General features: G+C 62.3%; 17 protein-coding genes. 8 read left to right on the forward strand and 9 right to left on the reverse strand.

Features of this window, described 5'->3' with window-relative positions; genetic code table 11:
• The first annotated feature begins 150 nt into the window (after positions 1–150).
• Positions 151–1,539: a M20/M25/M40 family metallo-hydrolase gene (locus NIM87_RS04740; RefSeq protein WP_254673490.1), complete on the forward strand. Its 1,389-nt coding sequence runs from the start codon at positions 151–153 to the stop codon at positions 1,537–1,539.
• A gap of 158 nt (positions 1,540–1,697) precedes the next feature.
• Here the strand turns inward: NIM87_RS04740 and NIM87_RS04745 are convergent, their stop codons facing one another.
• Genes NIM87_RS04745 through deoD form a run of 3 tightly spaced genes read right to left on the reverse strand, consistent with a single transcriptional unit; the run spans position 1,698 to position 3,418 of the window.
• Positions 1,698–2,045 (reverse strand): DUF1304 domain-containing protein, encoded by a 348-nt coding sequence (locus NIM87_RS04745; protein ID WP_254674070.1) that lies wholly within the window; start codon positions 2,043–2,045, stop codon positions 1,698–1,700.
• A gap of 24 nt (positions 2,046–2,069) precedes the next feature.
• Entirely contained in the window at positions 2,070–2,705 is a 636-nt protein-coding gene (locus NIM87_RS04750) for a hypothetical protein (RefSeq protein WP_254673491.1), read from the reverse strand.
• Positions 2,705–3,418, reverse strand: a complete 714-nt coding sequence (deoD, locus tag NIM87_RS04755) for a purine-nucleoside phosphorylase (RefSeq protein ID WP_254673492.1) — start codon at positions 3,416–3,418, stop codon at positions 2,705–2,707. Before deoD ends, NIM87_RS04750 begins: the two co-directional genes overlap by 1 nt.
• A 224-nt stretch (positions 3,419–3,642) precedes the next feature.
• Between deoD and argC the strand changes: the two genes are divergently transcribed.
• From argC to NIM87_RS04775, 4 genes are all read left to right on the forward strand, one after another.
• A complete protein-coding gene (gene argC, locus NIM87_RS04760; protein WP_254673493.1) occupies positions 3,643–4,596 on the forward strand; it encodes an N-acetyl-gamma-glutamyl-phosphate reductase in 954 nt (317 codons plus the stop codon).
• A 267-nt stretch (positions 4,597–4,863) separates the two neighbouring features.
• Positions 4,864–5,469, forward strand: a complete 606-nt coding sequence (leuD, locus tag NIM87_RS04765) for a 3-isopropylmalate dehydratase small subunit (protein ID WP_254673494.1) — start codon at positions 4,864–4,866, stop codon at positions 5,467–5,469.
• A 15-nt stretch (positions 5,470–5,484) separates the two neighbouring features.
• Positions 5,485–5,880, forward strand: coding sequence for a RidA family protein (locus NIM87_RS04770; RefSeq protein WP_254673495.1), 396 nt, complete (start codon positions 5,485–5,487; stop codon positions 5,878–5,880).
• Positions 5,881–5,894: 14 nt separating this feature from the next.
• Positions 5,895–6,539: a CPBP family intramembrane glutamic endopeptidase gene (locus tag NIM87_RS04775; RefSeq protein ID WP_254673496.1), complete on the forward strand. Its 645-nt coding sequence runs from the start codon at positions 5,895–5,897 to the stop codon at positions 6,537–6,539.
• A gap of 20 nt (positions 6,540–6,559) precedes the next feature.
• Here NIM87_RS04775 and NIM87_RS04780 read toward each other — a convergent pair whose 3' ends face one another.
• Together NIM87_RS04780 and NIM87_RS04785 are read right to left on the reverse strand one after the other, a co-directional pair.
• On the reverse strand, positions 6,560–6,832 hold the full coding sequence (locus NIM87_RS04780) for a hypothetical protein (protein WP_254673497.1): 273 nt from the start codon (positions 6,830–6,832) through the stop codon (positions 6,560–6,562).
• Positions 6,829–7,833: a homocysteine S-methyltransferase family protein gene (locus tag NIM87_RS04785; RefSeq protein ID WP_254673498.1), complete on the reverse strand. Its 1,005-nt coding sequence runs from the start codon at positions 7,831–7,833 to the stop codon at positions 6,829–6,831. The genes NIM87_RS04780 and NIM87_RS04785 overlap by 4 nt, the downstream gene beginning before the upstream one ends.
• Before the next feature lie 244 nt (positions 7,834–8,077).
• Between NIM87_RS04785 and NIM87_RS04790 the strand changes: the two genes are divergently transcribed.
• Together NIM87_RS04790 and leuB are read left to right on the forward strand one after the other, a co-directional pair.
• Entirely contained in the window at positions 8,078–8,698 is a 621-nt protein-coding gene (locus NIM87_RS04790; protein WP_254673499.1) for a TetR/AcrR family transcriptional regulator, read from the forward strand.
• A 107-nt stretch (positions 8,699–8,805) separates the two neighbouring features.
• Positions 8,806–9,906, forward strand: a complete 1,101-nt coding sequence (leuB, locus tag NIM87_RS04795) for a 3-isopropylmalate dehydrogenase (protein WP_254673500.1) — start codon at positions 8,806–8,808, stop codon at positions 9,904–9,906.
• Positions 9,907–10,109: 203 nt separating this feature from the next.
• On the opposite strand, the gene NIM87_RS04800 is transcribed toward leuB, so the two are convergent.
• The 3 genes from NIM87_RS04800 to ffh all read right to left on the reverse strand — a co-directional run bounded on the left by NIM87_RS04800 (position 10,110) and on the right by ffh (position 12,689).
• On the reverse strand, positions 10,110–10,598 hold the full coding sequence (locus tag NIM87_RS04800; protein WP_254673501.1) for a hypothetical protein: 489 nt from the start codon (positions 10,596–10,598) through the stop codon (positions 10,110–10,112).
• A 77-nt stretch (positions 10,599–10,675) separates the two neighbouring features.
• A complete protein-coding gene (gene rpsP / locus NIM87_RS04805) occupies positions 10,676–11,065 on the reverse strand; it encodes a 30S ribosomal protein S16 (protein WP_254673502.1) in 390 nt (129 codons plus the stop codon).
• A 40-nt stretch (positions 11,066–11,105) separates the two neighbouring features.
• Complete coding sequence (ffh, locus tag NIM87_RS04810) at positions 11,106–12,689, reverse strand: signal recognition particle protein (RefSeq protein ID WP_254673503.1); 1,584 nt, start codon at positions 12,687–12,689, stop codon at positions 11,106–11,108.
• A 624-nt stretch (positions 12,690–13,313) separates the two neighbouring features.
• Here ffh and NIM87_RS04815 point away from each other — a divergent pair.
• Positions 13,314–14,504: a GNAT family N-acetyltransferase gene (locus NIM87_RS04815; protein WP_254673504.1), complete on the forward strand. Its 1,191-nt coding sequence runs from the start codon at positions 13,314–13,316 to the stop codon at positions 14,502–14,504.
• Between the two features lie 8 nt (positions 14,505–14,512).
• Here NIM87_RS04815 and NIM87_RS04820 read toward each other — a convergent pair whose 3' ends face one another.
• Positions 14,513–15,736 (reverse strand): GNAT family N-acetyltransferase, encoded by a 1,224-nt coding sequence (locus NIM87_RS04820; RefSeq protein WP_254673505.1) that lies wholly within the window; start codon positions 15,734–15,736, stop codon positions 14,513–14,515.
• Between the last annotated feature and the right edge of the window lie 203 nt (positions 15,737–15,939).

Raw genomic sequence — 15,939 nt, forward strand, 5'->3', positions numbered from 1 at the left:
GCCACTCCACTTCACCTGCTCGTTCGCCAGACCTAATCACAGGCGCAATAGTATGACAATAACACCAACGCCTGCGGGCTGGACAGTCTCTGCCCCGGCGCGCCATGGTGCGCCACCCAATCTGGATTCGCCACGCAAGGACCGCCCATCATGACCAATCCCGCAACCATCGACGCCGTACTCGCCAAAGTCGATTCGGGGTTGGATCAAAGCCTTGAACGTCTGTTTCACCTTCTGCGCATCAAGTCTATCTCGACCGACCCCGCCTATGCCGCCGAGTGCCGCCGCGCCGCCGACTGGATTGCCGGCGAACTCAATGGCCTGGGCTTTGATGCTTCGGCGCGCCCCACGCCCGGCCATCCGGTGGTGGTGGCCCATGGCCCCGAGCAGCCCGGCACCCATGCGCTGTTCTACGCCCATTACGACGTCCAGCCGGTCGACCCGCTCAACCTCTGGCACACCGATCCTTTCGATCCCCAGATCGTCGAGAAGGACGGGCGGAAAATCATCGTGGCGCGCGGCGCTTCGGACGACAAGGGCCAGATGCTGACCTTCATCGAAGCCTGCCGCGCCTGGAAGGCCGCCACCGGCGCCCTGCCCATTCGCGTTTCGCTGATGCTCGAGGGCGAGGAAGAAAGCGGCGGCAAGAACCTGCCGCCCTTCATGCGCGACAATGCCGACGAGCTGAAGGCCGATATTGCGCTGGTCTGCGACACCGACATGTGGGACCGCCAGACCCCTTCGATCACCACCATGCTGCGTGGTCTCGTCGCTGACGAGATCGAGATCACGGCAGCCAACAAGGACCTGCATTCGGGCATGTTCGGCAATGCCGCCCGCAATCCCAATCAGGTATTGGCCGAGATCATTGCCAGCCTGCGCGCGCCAGATGGTTCGGTGACTCTGCCCGGCTTTTACGACGACGTGGCCGAAATCTCGCCTGAACTCAAAGCCCAATGGGCCGGCCTCGGCTTTGACGACAAGGCCTTTTTGGGCGAAGCCGGTCTGTCTGTCCCGGCAGGCGAGCAGAGCCGGAGCGTGCTCGAAATGCTCTGGGCCCGCCCCACCTGCGAGATCAACGGCATGATCGGCGGCTATACCGGCGACGGCTTCAAAACCGTCATCCCCGCCAAGGCATCGGCAAAGATTTCCTTCCGCCTGGTTTCGGGCATGCAGCCCGACAAGATCCGCGCCGCCTTCCGCGCCCATGTCGAAAAGATGGTGCCGCCCGATTGCTCGGTGAAATTCACCCCCCATGGCGGCTCGCCAGCCATCACCGTGCCCGCCGATGGCGAGCATCTGCGGCGCGCACTCCAGGGCCTTTCAGATGAATGGAACAAGCCGGCCGTGATCACCGGCTCGGGCGGTTCCATTCCGGTGGCGGGCGATTTCAAGTCCATCCTCGGGCTCGACACCCTGCTGATCGGCTTTGCCCATGTGGACGACCAGATCCACTCGCCCAACGAGAAATACGACCTCGAAAGCTTCCACCGCGGGATTCGGTCCTGGGTGCGGGTGCTGGGTGCGCTGGCGGATTAACCTCCCGCCAAGGCCACCCCACCCTCAATCCCCCCATCAAGGGGAGGGAGGCGCAGGACCGAAGCCTGTGTTCATCCCAACCCTCCCCCTTGTGGGGAGGGTAGTGGCGCTCGGCGCGGAGGGGCCACAGCAGAGCCAGGGTGGGGATACCTGGGCCCTCAGGCCAGCACCAGCGCCACAATCGCCAGCACCGCCGGCAAGGTCTGGATGAACAAGATCTTCCGGCTGGCCGTGGCCGCGCCGAAAATGCCGGCCACCGCCACACAGGCGAGGAAGAACAACTGAATCTGCCAGGCAATCTCGGGCACCGGATGCACCAGTCCCCAGATCAGCCCGGCAGCCAGAAAGCCGTTATAGAGCCCCTGATTGGCCGCCAGGGTCTTGGTTTCGCGGGCGAAATCGGGCGTTAGCCCAAAAGCCTTCTGGCCGGGCGGACTGGTCCACCAGACCATTTCGAGCAGCATGATATAGACATGCAGAAGGGCCACCAGCCCGACCAGCACCATTGCAACAAGAGCCAATTCGGCCTCCTATCCGTTCAGTTTCCGCAGCAGCTTTTGCATCCGCTCGCGCTTGGCTTTTTGCGTTATGCCCTCGAGCCGCTGGCGGATGGTGGCGATCAAGCCCGGTTTTGCCTCCGGCGTCACCACGCTCGCGGTCTCCTCGGCATAAGTGGGAAACTGGTTGGGCGCGGCACTCTTGAGCCGTTCAACCAGAATGGGCACCGCCTTTTCGGCATAGCCAGCGCGGGCCAGCTTGGTCAGCAGCGAGGTGCACCGATCCTTGGCAATCACTGAGCCGCGATCCGCCGCCTCGATGATGCGGGGCAGTTCGGCCGCGATTTCCTCCGCCCGCAATTCGGCGACGCTATCAAGCGCCTGCATGGCGCCCCAGACTTGCCGATTGGTCCCGCTGCCGAGCGCTTCGAGGAACACCGGGCAGTGCCCGCCGATCAGGTCGGGATCGCGCGCCCCGATTTCGTAGAGCACTTTCATTGCATCATTGCGTTGCCGGGTCGTGCCGGAGCGTACCAATTGCACCAGTTCCCTGACGGCCTCTCGGTTCCCCGCAGCCGCAATCGCTTCGGCCAAGGCCACATTGGGGCGCTCGTCGCGCCGGTCCATGGCGCCCGCCAACTGCCCGGCAATGCTGCCCGATCCCGTCATCAGGCCTCCACCGCCACATCAAGCGCCAGCTCGACCATGTCCTTGAGCGAGGTCTGGCGCGCTTCGGCGTCGATCTCCTCATGGGTGATCAGGCAATCGGTCATGGTGCAGATGGTCAGAGCCTTGACGCCAAAGCGCGCCGCCAGCGTATAGAGCGCCGCCGCCTCCATCTCGACCCCGATCACCCCATGTTCGGGCAGCTTGTCGTACCCGGCAAAGCCATCGGCGTGATAGAAAATGTCGGACGAGAGCATATTGCCCGCATGATAGCGCAACCCCCGCGCATCGGCCTTGTCCGCCGCCGAGCGCAGCAGCCCGAAATCGGCAATCGGCGCAAAACTATAGGGCCCGAACCGGCCCTTGACGATGGAACTGTCGGTCGAAGCGCCCTGCGCCAAGATCACGTCACGCACCTTGACCGATGCATTGAGCCCGCCGCAGGTGCCAACGCGAATGAGCGATTTGGCCCCATAGACATTGATCAGCTCATGCACATAGATCGACAGCGACGGCTGCCCCATGCCCGAGGCCTGCACCGAAACCGGCTTGCCCTTCCAGGTGCCGGTATAGCCCAGGCAATTGCGCACCGAATTGACCAGTTTCGGCGCCTCGAAAAACGTCTCGGCAATCCATTTCGCCCGCAGCGGGTCGCCCGGCAGCAGCACCGCTTCGGCATAGTCACCCGGCTTGGCGTGGTTGTGCGGCGTGGTCATGGCGATCCTTTCTGCGATTGACGACAGCCTTCTTACCTCTCCCTGGGGGGAGAGGTCGACCCGTCTTTGGGTCGGGTGAGGGGGCCTTTCACGGGACCGAGCATAGGCCACTCACCCGTTGCTACGCGCCGACCTCTCCCCCAAAGGGTGAGGCAAGACAGATCAGCGTCTTGACCTCGACACATGTCAGGTCCATTTACGCAGCCGCACTGGAGAAAAAGCCAATGGTCGCAAAGATTTTCATCGATGGTGAAGCGGGAACCACGGGTCTGCAGATCCGCGAGCGCCTGGCCGGCCGGCGCGACCTCGAAGTGCTCTCCATTGCCCATGACAAGCGCAAGGATCAGGACGAACGCAAGCGGCTGCTCAATGCGGCCGACGTCGCCATCCTCTGCCTGCCCGACGATGCGGCCAGGGAAAGCGTGCGGCTGATCGAAAACGACACCACCCGTGTCATCGACGCCTCCACCGCCCATCGCACCGCCGAGGGCTGGGCCTATGGCTTTGCCGAAATGGATATCGGCCAGACCGGGGAAATCGCCAAGTCGCGCTATGTCGCCAATCCCGGCTGCTGGCCGCAGGGCCTGATCGCAGCCGCCCGTCCGCTGGTCGAAGCGCGGCTTCTGCCCGGCGACTATCCGCTGACCTATCACGGCATTTCCGGCTATTCCGGCGGCGGCCGCCAGATGATCGAGGATTATGAGGCCCAAGGTGCCACGCCCAGCCAGTTCATGCCCTATGCGCTGACGTTCCAGCACAAGCACCTGCCCGAAATGGCACTCTACGCCAAGCTCAACCGCGCCCCGCTGTTCGAGCCGGTGGTGGGCAATTTCGCGCAGGGCATGTCGACGGCGCTGCCAATCCACACCGACATGGTCGCCGATATCCCGACCGGCAAGGACCTCCATGCCGCCTTGAGCGATTTCTACGCCGCCATCCCCGACAGCTTCGTGCGCGTCGCGCCCTATGACCCATCGCTTGCCAAAACTGCGGCGCTCGACCCGCAGGCGCACAATGGCACCAATACATTGACCCTGCATGTCTTTGCCAATGACGACCTCAACCAGGCGGTCATCGCAGCGGTCTATGACAACCTGGGCAAGGGCGCCTCGGGCGCGGCCGTGCAGAACCTCAACATCATGCTGGGGGTCAATGCGCGGGAGAGCCTCGCGGCTTAGTTCACTTTGCCGCTTCCCTGAGCGCCCCCTCATCCGGCACTGCGCCACCTTCTCCCCGAGAGGGAGAAGAAAGGGGCCTGTGTTCTGGACGCGCTCGACGCCTCTAGTCCTCTCCCTCTTGGGGACAGGCGGCCGAAGCGAAGCGGAGGTCGGCGAGGGGGATCGGGAAAGTTACCGCCCGAACCGTACGCTTCGGTACGGTTTGGCCTTGACCGAAACCCCGCTTTCGCGCGATGACCGTGCCCAATAGCGAGGTTCCTTAGCCCCATGGACAAGTTCACATCCCTGACCGGTGTCGCGGCGCCCCTGCCGATCATCAATATCGACACCGACATGATCATCCCCAAGCAATACCTCAAGACCATCAAGCGGACTGGTCTGGGCACCGCGCTCTTCAGCGAAATGCGCTATAATGAGGATGGCTCGGAAAACCCCGATTTCGTGCTCAACAAGCCCGCCTACCGCAAGGCGCAGATCATCATTGCCGGCGATAATTTCGGCTGCGGCTCATCGCGCGAACACGCCCCCTGGGCGCTGCTCGATTTCGGCATCCGCTGCGTGATCTCCACCAGCTTTGCCGACATTTTCTACAACAATTGCTTCAAGAACGGCATTCTGCCGCTGGTCGTCACCCCAGAGCAATTGAAGCTCCTGCTCGATGATGCCGAGCGTGGCGCCAATGCCACGCTGAGCGTCGACCTCGAGGCCCAGACCATCAAGGGCCCCGATGGCGGCACGCTGCATTTCGACATCGACCCCAGCCGCAAGCAGATCCTGCTCGAAGGCCTTGACGACATCGCGGGCACGCTGAAATCCGATCCCTCCATCTCCGCCTTTGAAGGCAAGATGGCCACTGATCGCCCCTGGCTCTAACTCCAAGAGAAAAAATTGGTTCAGCGCGTTTCCACCGGTTCTCCCTTTGAAGCCACCTTCGGCTATTCCCGCGCCGTGCGCCACGAAGACACTATCTATGTGTCCGGCACCACCGGCTATGACTATGCCTCGATGACCATGCCGGAAAGCGTCGGCGAGCAGGCAAAAAACGCCCTCGCCACCATCGACAAGGCCCTCAAGGAAGCCGGTTCTTCCATTCAGGACACTGTGCGCGTCGTCTATTATGTTGGCGACCGTTCGATGGTTGACGCTGTCGTCGCCGCCGTCGGCCCGGTGTTCAAGGACATTCGCCCGGCCGCCTCCATGCTGATCGTCCAGATGATCGAGGAGGGCATGAAGATCGAAATCGAAGTCACCGCCCGCATTGGCGCCGCCACCAGCCACGGCTGATCGCGGAGCGGACGATGAACACCAGGCAGGTCGTCCTCACCCTTCACGCAGCGCTCCTCATCGGGGCGCTGTTTTTCCTTGTGCCGGCGCTGACGGGCTGGGACAGCCGCGCCGGCTATCTGTTTTCAATGACCTTGTACTGGCTGTTCTTCTGCCTGCCGGTGATCGGCTGGCATGCGTTATCCGGCAATGACGGCCACCTGTTCTCGGAAAAACTACCCTGGCGCGACTGGTGGATCATCCCCCTGCTGCTCGCCCAGGCGGGGCTCGTTGCCCTCGTCAACTTCGTGCCAAACACCTCGATCCTGTCGAGTGGCGGCATGTGGCTGGCCCTCCTGATCGCCACGATCAACGCCCCGCTTGAAGAGATCGCCTGGCGCGGCGGGTTCCTTGGGACCTTTCGCGACAAGCCGCGCCTCGGCTTCTGGCTGGGCTGGGCCCTGTTCACCGCCTGGCATGTGCCGCTGGCCATGAGTGTGGGGATCACCTTCGATGGCGGCGCGATCACCCTCATCGGCGGCGCCGCGGCGCTGGGGCTGTTCTGGAGCTGGATCGCCTGGCGGACCGCCTCGGTGTTCTATGTGAGCCTGGCCCATGGCCTCACAAATCTGTTTGCCTTCTGGGTGCTGTTCGACCGCAACGGCTTTGCAGGCGCCTGAAGGGCGCCCGCAAAGCCATATTAGCCCTTGCGGATCGGGTCGATGGCAGGGTGAACCCCGCGCGCCTTGCGCACCGCCTCGATCAGGTCGAGTGGTTCGATCCCGACATCGTAGAGCAGCCGTTCGTCCGCCCGGGTCAGGAAAATCGTGGTGGCGCGTTGCAACCAGTAATTGCGCAATATCCGGCGCAACACCGCCAGATTGCGCCGCATCGGCAATGGCAGCCGCCACCTCCGGGACCAGCGGGCCGCAGGCACCGGCGCCGCATGCGCATTTGCCAGAATATCGCTCACCGTACCGCCTCGTGAAGAAAGTGGTCGAACGAACGGGTTGGGGCGGCATGGTCATGATAACCCGGCAGGCACTGGTGCGCGATCGCCCCGATATGGCGGTGGTCGGTGCCACAGCAGCCGCCGATCACCCTGATATTGGGCAGGAGCGGCAGGATACGCTGATAGCGCTGCGCCAGATCCTGCCAGTCCCCGATATCGAGGGTTTCGCTTTCGTCCAGCTCGGCATGGCTCTTCATGGAAGCATTGACGCGCAATCCCCCGATCCGGTCCACCCAGGCGCCGGCGTGGCGAACCGTGCTGGCAAAATGGATCGGGTGCACGCAATTGATCATGTAATAGGCCGGCGACCCGCCCGTTGCCGCCTCGACCTCGCCAATGGCATCGCCCAACGCCTTGCCCCCAGGCAGGCGCCCATCGGTCTCGAGCGTGAACGAAAGCACGCAGGGCAGGCCCGCGGCCTCGGCCAATCTTGCGATGCCAATGGCTTCGGGCGTATTGGTCAGCGTATAGGCCGTCACCAGATCAGCCCCGGCCTCGGCAAAGGCGGCAATCTGCGCCTCGTGGTAGTGCATGGCCTCGTCAACGCTCATGGCGCCATCATATTGCCAGGCATCGCGACGCGGTCCGATGGCGCCGCTGACCACCGTGGGTACGCCTGCCGCGTGGAAGTCCTTGGCCACCTCCCGGGAGAACCGGATGGCCTCGATATTGACCGCCCGCAGCTTGGCGGCGTCATAGCCCACCAATGCGCCCCAATCGGGATTGGCGCGCCAGGTATTGGTGTCGAACAGGAAGCCCTGCCCGGCACGATGCGCAATCTCGATATAGGGATGATAATAGTCCCGCATGGCCTGCCGGCCCGCCGCGCTGCCATTCAGCTGGAAGACGCTGAAATGGGGGAGATCATGTCCTTCGTTAAAGATCATGTGGGTCTCAATACCGCCATCGGTGATGAACATTTGTCCCTTGATCTGCGGAAGGGTCTTGGTTTGCTCGGTCATTTTGCTTGTCCCTGAACGCTTGCTTTGGAAGTTGGGGCGGGTTTACATTTTCCCGCTGCTGGCCAAAGTGATGCCCCGGATTGGCAGTGCTCATCTAGCGGACTCGTGGTTCAGTCAGCCGACGCTGAACTCTTCCTTTTAGATCAACACCTTAGGGGTCTCGCGCTGCTCGGCGGGCCTCGTCCTGTACGGATCTGGCGGGCCAAAACTGTACCAGCGGTACAGGCAAATGTGGGGGGCAAGCATGTTCAGAAAGGCCACCAAGGGCCAGGAAACGCGTGAGCGGCTGCTCTCGATTGCCGAGACTGCGGTGCTGGCCAAGGGCTTTGCCGCCACCTCCATCGAAGAGGTGATCGCGGAAGCGGGCATCACCAAATCGGGGTTTTTCTACCATTTCGCCGACAAGAATGCGCTGGCCCACGAAATGCTGCAGCGCTATGTCGTCGCCAATGACCAGGTGTTCGAGCAGACATTTGGGCGCGCCGCCGAACTCTCCGACGATCCGCTCCAGCGCTTTCTCATCGGCCTCAAACTTCTGGCCGAGACCATGGCCGATCTGCCCAATGGCCACCCCGGATGCCTGATCGCCAGCGTCTGCTACCAGGAACGCCTGTTCGACCGCACCGTGCTCCAGCTCACCGCCGACTCGGTGCGAAAGTGGAATGCCTATTTCCACGAGCACATCGCGGCCATCGCCGCGGTCTATCCACCGTCGGAGCCGGTTGACCTCGACCAACTCTCGGCGATGATGAGCTGCATTGTCGATGGCGGCATCATCATGGGCAAGACCTTGGGCGACACCACGATCCTGCCCCAGCAGATCCTGCTGTTCCGCTCCTATATCAAGCTGCTCTTCGCGCGCTGACCCTTGGGTCACTGGACGATTCCGCCTTTGCCGTCCTTGCGCTTGAGGGCGTTTTCCCGCTATGTGCGCGCCCAAGTGTACCCACCAGTACGGCGAGGAGTTTCATCATGGCCACCCATTCCCTTTTCCTTCTGCCCGGCGACGGCATCGGCACCGAGATCATGGTCGAGGTCGAAAAGCTCATCGCCTGGACCAATGCCGAGGGTCTGACCGATTTCTCGACCGACACCGGCCTTGCCGGCGGCGCTGCTTTTGACGCGCATGGCGTTGCCATCACCGATGAAGACGTCGCCAAGGCCAAGGCCGCCGATGCGGTGATTTTCGGCGCCGTGGGCGGCCCCAAGTGGGACAATGTCCCCTATGAGCACCGCCCGGAAGCCGCCCTCCTGCGTCTGCGCAAGGAACTGGCCGTGTTTGCCAATCTGCGCCCCGCCATCTGCTACCCGGCGCTCGCCGAAGCCTCCTCGCTCAAGAAAGAGCTGGTCGAAGGCCTCGATATCCTCATCGTACGCGAGCTGACCGGCGGCGTTTATTTCGGCGAGCCCAAGACCATCACCGATCTGGGCAATGGCCAGAAGCGCGCCGTGGACACCCAGGTTTACGAAACCTACGAAATCGACCGCATCGCCCGCGTTGCCTTCGATCTCGCCCGCACCCGCGGCGGCAAGGTCCATTCGGCCGACAAGAAGAACGTCATGAAGTCCGGCGTGCTCTGGGACGAAGTGGTCAAGACCGTCGCCAAGGACTATGCCGATGTCGAGCTGCACCACATCCTGGCCGACAATGCCGCCATGCAGCTCGTGCGCACGCCAAAACAGTTCGATGTCATGGTCACCGACAACCTCTTCGGCGACATTCTCTCCGACGTTGCCGCCATGCTGACCGGCTCGCTCGGCATGCTGCCCTCAGCCTCGCTGGGGGCGCCCGATCCGGTCACCGGCAAGCGCAAGGCCTTTTATGAGCCCGTCCACGGCTCGGCCCCCGACATCGCCGGCAAGGGCATTGCCAACCCCATCGCCATGATCGCCAGCTACGCCATGGCCCTGCGCTACTCGTTCAACATGATCGAACTCGCCAACCAGGTCGAAGGCGCCATCGCCGCCGTCCTCGACGACGGCCTGCGCACCGGCGACATCGCCCAGCCCAACTGCAAGACCGTCGGCACCGAAGAAATGGGCGCGGCAATCCTGGCCAAGCTCAAGGCTTGAGCATCAGACTTATCAACGGCACCTAAGAATCAGAGGAGTCTGCGGGCGCAGGCGCCGCAGAGTACCACTAACATGGGAACCGAATATTCAACCAAGAGTTGACTCACCGGTCATGCATGCGCATATTGACCATCGAGATGAGGGCGCTGGAGACCTTGTTACCCAGGATCATCTCGGCCAAAGGCCCGCTTCGGCGGGCCTTACTATTTTGGCTTGTTAGCGTCCCCTTTAGGTATGACCGAGAAGAGCTCTGCTCGCGGTTTGCGCGCGGTCATCTCAAATATCGCCCTATCGAAAACCACATTGCCGTAGCCGTCTTCGCGCCCTTCAGGGTTTTGAAGACTCGACATAAACTTGCTCATTGAGACCTCTGCGGCATCGCACAGTGCGCTCTCTATTTGAGTGACCATATCATCCACCGAGTAGCCGTCTGCCCACCGGCTTTTGAAGAGATGCCGTCCCATAAAGAGTATCTCATTGAGTTCTAACGGATGCAGTTCTAAGTTTGCGCGGGCTTTGTTTATTTCGGAAAATTGCGACAGTGAGAACGTACCAATAGTGATTAGCGAGACCCGATTGCCATGGCTAACTTCTATTAAGTTAGCTCTAATGCGATCTGGCGCATCAATTGCGAGCGGCAATTTCACCTCGGTGTTTTTAGACTTATGCTCACCGACCACGTCATCTGACAAGCCAAAGGTTCTTGAATAATCAAAAAGCCCCGGCGCGATGCACCGGGGCTTTCTCATATTGGCAAAGACCAGAAATCTTATTCGGCAGACGCAGCTTCTTCAGCAGGAGCCTCGGCCGGTGCATTGGCAGCGGCTTCCTTGGCGGCCTTTTCTTCGGCGCGGGCGGTTGCCTTTTCGCCGGGCACACCCTTGTTCGGGTTGTTGCGGGCTTCGCGCTTGACGAGGCCGGCAGCGTCGAGGAAGCGCAGCACGCGGTCGGTCGGCACGGCGCCGTGCGACAGCCAGTGCTTGGCGCGCTCGGCATCGAGCACGACGCGGTTTTCGGCGTCCTTGGCCAGGAGCGGGTTGAACGTGCCCAGCTTCTCGATGAAGCGGCCATCGCGCGGCGAACGGGCGTCGGCGATCACGATGTGGTAGAAGGGACGCTTCTTGGTGCCGCCACGGGCAAGGCGAATCTTGAGTGCCATTGTCTTAAGTCCTGTCAGTCAGTCGGTTGAGTTTAAGGGGTTATTTCTTCTTGCCCAGGCCCGGCAGGCCTGGGAAACGGGGAGCTCCGCCCAGACCGGGCAACGCCGGTCCGCCGGAGGATTTCAAAAGCGCATTGACGTCGCTGGGCAGCGCCTTGGGTGCAGGCAGGTCAGCCGACGGCAAGCCCTTCAATTGATCGGGATTGATCCCGGCCTGGCGCGCCATCTGTTCGAGCTGCTTGGGGTCCATGTTGGAGAGATCGGGCATGCCGCCCATCATCGAACCCATCTTGCCGCCGAACATGCCACCCAGGGCACCCATGCCGCCCTTGGAGACTTTTTTCATCATATCCGCCATCTGACGGTGCTGTTTGGAGAGCTTGTTGATCTCGCTCACCTCAACGCCTGCGCCTGCGGCAATACGCTTGCGGCGGCTGGCATTGAGCAGGTCCGGGTTGGCCCGTTCCTTGGCCGTCATGGAATTGATGATGGCGATCTGCCGGTCAAAGACCTTCTCGTCGACATTGGCGCCGGCCATGGCCTTCTTGAGCTGGCCCGCGCCGGGCAGCATGCCCATCAGCCCGCCCATGCCGCCCATCTTTTTCATCTGGATGAGTTGGGCCTTCAAATCCTCGAGGTCGAAAGAGCCCTTCTTGAGCTTTTTCGCCATCTTGGCGGCGTCTTCGGCACTGACATGCTCGGCGGCCTTTTCGACCAGCGAGACGATGTCGCCCATCCCCAGGATCCGGTCGGCGATGCGCGAGGGATGGAAATCCTCAAGCGCATCCATCTTTTCGCCAACGCCGATCAGCTTGATCGGCTTGCCGGTGGCTGCGCGCATCGAAAGCGCCGCGCCGCCGCGCCCGTCGCCATCGACGCGGGTGAGGACAATACCGGTGACGTCGAGCCGCCCGTCAAACGAGCGCGCCACATTGATCGCGTCCTGGCCGGTCAGCGCGTCAACCACCAGAAGAATTTCGTGGGGCTTGGCGATCTCCTTGATGGAGACCGTCTCGGCCATCAATTCATCATCGATATGGGTGCGGCCAGCCGTATCGAGAATGAGCACGTCATAGCCGCCCAGGCGCGCTTCGCGCTCGGCGCGGCGGGCAATCTCGACCGGGGTTTCGGCGGTAACGATCGGCAGCGTATCGACGCCCACCTGTTCGCCCAGCACCCGCAGCTGCTCCATGGCGGCCGGGCGGCGCGTATCGAGCGAAGCCAGCAGCACCTTCTTGCGCTGCTTGTCCTTGAGCCGCTTGGCAATCTTGGCGGTGGTCGTGGTCTTGCCCGAACCCTGCAGACCCACCATCAAAAGGGTCACTGGAGCGGGGGCATTGAGGTCGATGGTGACGGCGTCGGAGCCCAGCACCGCGACCAGCTCGTCATTGACGATCTTGACCACCTGCTGGCCCGGCGTCACCGAGCGGGTCACCTCGGCGCCAACGGCGCGCTCACGCACCTGCTCGACAAAGGCCCGCACAACTTCGAGCGAAACGTCAGCCTCGATCAGTGCCCGGCGGATTTCACGCATGGCCGCATCGACATCGGCAGCGTTGAGCGCGCCGCGTCCGCGAAGTCCATCGAAAATCTTGCCAAGCCGGTCTGAAAGGCTCTCGAACATGTTTTTTCCTTTTCGCTCACGGGACCAGTCCCGGAGAGATAAGTGTCAAAAGCCCAAATGCAAAACCCACCCGCGGGCGCAACGCGCTGGCGGATGTTGGCCTCCGGGATCGGTTTATACCACAAGGGGTCCCGGTCGGCTGGTCAGGAGCAATGGCCTGATGAACGCGCTGGCTTTAGGGGAAAGCGGCCGGTGAGTCAAGGAATGGCAACGGCATTGCCAAGCCAGCACGGTAGAATCCGTTGCATCACCCTACACGCTTACGAGTGCCGCCATGATCGATCCATCCCTTATCGCCGTCATTGACCGCGGCAAACGAACCATTGGCATTGATGGACTTCCGGTTTCCGGCAAATCGAGGCTGGCCGACCAACGCGAAGCTGATCTGGAAGCAATCTGTCTCTATCTGGACGACTTCGTCCTGCCCGAAGCGCTCTGGCCCCGCCCGCACCCAGCCCCGGGGACAGACCAAGGGCGTAAGAAAAGATTAACCCTCAACGCATTGATCTGCGTCCAGCCGCTCGGAGGCAGGGCAGCAACACGGGCACGTGATTGCCGATTAACGCAATCATTGAGTTTGATTGGCATGGTGTCCACATGCCGACCTCAACCGCAACAGCCCCCATGCCAACCGCCGACGTCACAGAGCAGAACCAGCTCGCCTTTAGCCCTGCGACGTCCTTTGACATCGAGGTCTTGGACAATCTCTCCGCCGCCGAGACCATCTGGCGCGCGCTCGAGCGCGAAGGGACGCTGTCCCCCTACCAGCGCTTTGACTGGCTGAGCCACCTTCTCGCCGCCGGGGCCGACGGCCAAGGGCAATTGGCCATCTGCGTGGTCCGGCAAGATGGCCTGGTCCGCGCCCTGCTGCCGCTGCTAATCGAGCGAAAGCTTGGCCTTGGCATTGCGCGCCTGCTCGGCGCGCGTCAGGCCAATGCCGGTTGGATGGTACTGGCTTCGGGCTTTTCTCCAGACGCATCGGCCATGGCTGCGCTCATCACCCAGATCGGCGAACGGCTGAGCCGGGTGGACCTGCTCGAATTGGATAACCTGCCGCAAAGCTGGAACGGCATCGCCAATCCGCTGCTGCACCTGCCGGTCGGCCCTGCTCCGTCACGCTTATATGTCACCGACCTGGCTGGCGCGCAGGTGCCCTATATCGAGAGCCGCGTTCCGGCCAAGAAACGCGGCAACCTGCGGCGCGGCCGGCGACGGATGGAAGAGAGCATGGGCGCCGTTCGGCTCGTGCGCGTCGATGACCTCGATCTGCTTGATCGGGTCCATGCGGCGTTTCTCGAGCAACGCCGCGCCCGGTTCTCCGAGATGGGCGTCGAAAACGTCTTCGGCTCACCGATGTTTCGCGCGTTTTTCCGCGAGGCGGCCATATCGGCCTTCCGATCGCCTCGCCCTGTCATGGTTGCCCATGCCCTCATGGCGGGCGAAGAGATCGTCGCGACGACCTGGGGAACGACAAGCGCGACCCATTATTCGCTCTACATCAATTCGACCAGCTCCGGCCCGGCCAGCAAGTACAGCCTGATGAGCATCATGATCGCCGACCTGATGGATGAGCTCATCACCTCAGGCATCACCAGCTTCGACCTCGGACTGGGCGATTTCGACTACAAGGCGGACTGGACCGAGCCACAGACCGTGTTTGACGCCCTCGTGCCGCTGACCCGACGCGGCGCGGCGGCCAGGGCGGTCATCATGGCCAGAACCCGGCTCAAGCGCACCATCAAGCAGACCCCAATATTGTGGAAAGCCGCCCAATACCTGCGCCGGCAACTCTTCCGCCTGCGCGGCGGCCACTAGGACCAAATTTATGCGTCGGTCGCCGCAGCTGTCGATGGGCTGGCAGCTTTTGGGGCCCTGAGGGCCGCCAGGCGCGCCTTCGCCTTCAGCACGGCCAGCTTCAAACGCTCCCGCATCTGGTGCAACCACACCAGCAAGTCCACCTGCCAGCGCCGGCGCCCCACAATAACGGTCGCCATGGACTTGTGATTGTTGAAGAAATTGAGCGCCGAGTGGCCTTCGGCCGTCGCGGCGGCATCGACCGCGTCGAGCCGGTCGCTGGCATAAAACGCCTCAATCAGCATGTATTCGAGCGCCATGCCCGGCCCGAGCTTCTTATAGGCTTCGTCATAGGCGATTTTTGGCGTGAAGGCGGTGCCGCCCGTGCGTATCGAAAGTTTCATGGCGATGGGCGCCCCATCGAGCAACAGGCTGTCCATGGCGGCCAATCCTGCGACATAGGCCTGCCGGGCAAAGGCAGCATCGGCAGCCCTGGAGAGGAACGAGGTGCCCATCTCGCCTTTCCAGCCGGCATTTTCGAGCCTCAGAAAATCTTCCAGCCGGCCGGGCAAGCGGGCCTCATCCTCGACATGCTCGAGTTCGATCCGCCCCGCCTCGCCCAGGCGCCGCATGGTGCGCCGCACATCCTTGAGCCGGTTCTTGGAAAGCACCTGTGACAGATGCGCTTCCAGGCCGCCTTCAAGACGCGTGAGATAGGCCCGCTCATAAGGATTGGCGACGGCCCAATGGAGACCGCGCCCTGACACTTGCATGCGCAGGCGCTGGAACACCGCGCAATCAAGGTCGACATCGTCAAAGGCCCACAGCGCAGGCGCCTTGCCATCGCTGACCAGCTCGAGGAAATGACTGATCACGGCGTCTGCCTGATCCTTGTCGATCAGCGGCGTGCCGTTGAGGAGATAATCATTGGCCAACCCATTGGCGACCGGAAAGGGCGCCGGAATCTTGGAGCGCGCCTGAAAAACAAAAAGCCCGACCAGCACATCGCCCGACCAGAATGCCAGCGCGTCAACGGCCTTGCCCTTGTCGATGGTTTCGAGCGCCGCCAGCACGTGCCGCCGGTCCAGGAACGGGTTCTCCGTCAGGCAATGCTGCGACAGCCGATCCCATTGCGGTGCCGGAAGCGCCGCCAGTGTCTTGGCGTCGAGCCGCTCGACCCTGAGGGCCGGCTGCTGGCTCAATGGCTGTTCGGCAACCTGATGCTCTTTGGCAAGGCTGGGCGCAATGGTCATGAAAATGGTATCTCCGCGGCGTTCGGCACGCTGATTATGCGATATCGGCGTCAGGATATCGTAAAAATTCCCATGCCCGGATTAACTCGGTCGCGCTGGTTAAAACGGCTTGAAGGCGCGGGTGCTGGCAATTTGTGGGCGCATCCGCCATATAGGGGGCAACAAGCGCAAACCATATGCTGGCCGACCCGTTTCGGCCCGGC

It is taken from the genome of Devosia ureilytica (genome assembly GCF_024273195.1).
In the GTDB taxonomy this organism is placed as follows: domain Bacteria; phylum Pseudomonadota; class Alphaproteobacteria; order Rhizobiales; family Devosiaceae; genus Devosia; species Devosia ureilytica.

What these genes read in the sequence shown, in the direction of transcription:
- NIM87_RS04815 (WP_254673504.1), top strand. Translation starts at nt 13,314, where the DNA reads ATGCCAACCGCCGACGTCACAGAGCAGAACCAGCTCGCCTTTAGCCCT.
- NIM87_RS04750 (WP_254673491.1), bottom strand. Translation starts at nt 2,705, where the DNA reads ATGACGGGATCGGGCAGCATTGCCGGGCAGTTGGCGGGCGCCATGGAC.
- NIM87_RS04790 (WP_254673499.1), top strand. Translation starts at nt 8,078, where the DNA reads ATGTTCAGAAAGGCCACCAAGGGCCAGGAAACGCGTGAGCGGCTGCTC.
- deoD (WP_254673492.1), bottom strand. Translation starts at nt 3,418, where the DNA reads ATGACCACGCCGCACAACCACGCCAAGCCGGGTGACTATGCCGAAGCG.
- NIM87_RS04745 (WP_254674070.1), bottom strand. Translation starts at nt 2,045, where the DNA reads ATGGTGCTGGTCGGGCTGGTGGCCCTTCTGCATGTCTATATCATGCTG.
- leuD (WP_254673494.1), top strand. Translation starts at nt 4,864, where the DNA reads ATGGACAAGTTCACATCCCTGACCGGTGTCGCGGCGCCCCTGCCGATC.
- NIM87_RS04785 (WP_254673498.1), bottom strand. Translation starts at nt 7,833, where the DNA reads ATGACCGAGCAAACCAAGACCCTTCCGCAGATCAAGGGACAAATGTTC.
- NIM87_RS04775 (WP_254673496.1), top strand. Translation starts at nt 5,895, where the DNA reads ATGAACACCAGGCAGGTCGTCCTCACCCTTCACGCAGCGCTCCTCATC.
- rpsP (WP_254673502.1), bottom strand. Translation starts at nt 11,065, where the DNA reads ATGGCACTCAAGATTCGCCTTGCCCGTGGCGGCACCAAGAAGCGTCCC.
- ffh (WP_254673503.1), bottom strand. Translation starts at nt 12,689, where the DNA reads ATGTTCGAGAGCCTTTCAGACCGGCTTGGCAAGATTTTCGATGGACTT.
- argC (WP_254673493.1), top strand. Translation starts at nt 3,643, where the DNA reads ATGGTCGCAAAGATTTTCATCGATGGTGAAGCGGGAACCACGGGTCTG.
- leuB (WP_254673500.1), top strand. Translation starts at nt 8,806, where the DNA reads ATGGCCACCCATTCCCTTTTCCTTCTGCCCGGCGACGGCATCGGCACC.
- NIM87_RS04820 (WP_254673505.1), bottom strand. Translation starts at nt 15,736, where the DNA reads ATGACCATTGCGCCCAGCCTTGCCAAAGAGCATCAGGTTGCCGAACAG.
- NIM87_RS04740 (WP_254673490.1), top strand. Translation starts at nt 151, where the DNA reads ATGACCAATCCCGCAACCATCGACGCCGTACTCGCCAAAGTCGATTCG.